Origin of the sequence: Pseudomonas sp. SIMBA_067, from assembly GCF_046534675.1 — a bacterium.
GTDB lineage: Bacteria > Pseudomonadota > Gammaproteobacteria > Pseudomonadales > Pseudomonadaceae > Aquipseudomonas > Aquipseudomonas putida.
This window is the reverse complement of record NZ_JAWRYH010000261.1, coordinates 1-288: the sequence shown is the minus strand read 5'-3', so window position 1 is coordinate 288 and position 288 is coordinate 1. Positions and strand designations below refer to the sequence as shown.

Annotated in this window: 1 protein-coding gene; it reads left to right on the top strand. The window is 63.2% G+C overall.

Features of this window, described 5'->3' with window-relative positions:
* Positions 1-82 precede the first annotated feature (82 nt).
* Positions 83-288, top strand: a 206-nt coding sequence (locus SB765_RS29010) for an SDR family NAD(P)-dependent oxidoreductase (protein ID WP_410932402.1), incomplete at its 3' end; no start/stop codon positions are given.

Genomic DNA, 288 nt, shown 5'->3' with positions numbered 1-288 from the left:
CGCTTCATCCTGCGTAACCAGGAAGTCGCCAAACAAAACGCGCAACAGGCCACCCCTGCCAGCGCTTGAAAGGAAACCGATCATGCAGATAGCCAACAAACACTTCATCGTCAGCGGCGCCGCCTCCGGGCTGGGTGCTGCGACTGCGCAGATGCTGGTCGAAGCCGGCGCCAAAGTCATGCTGGTCGACCTCAATGCCCACGCTGTCGAGGCCAAGGCCCGCGAGCTGGGTGACAACGCCCGCTTCGCCGTGGCTGACATCAGTGACGAGCAAGCGGCCCAAGCGGC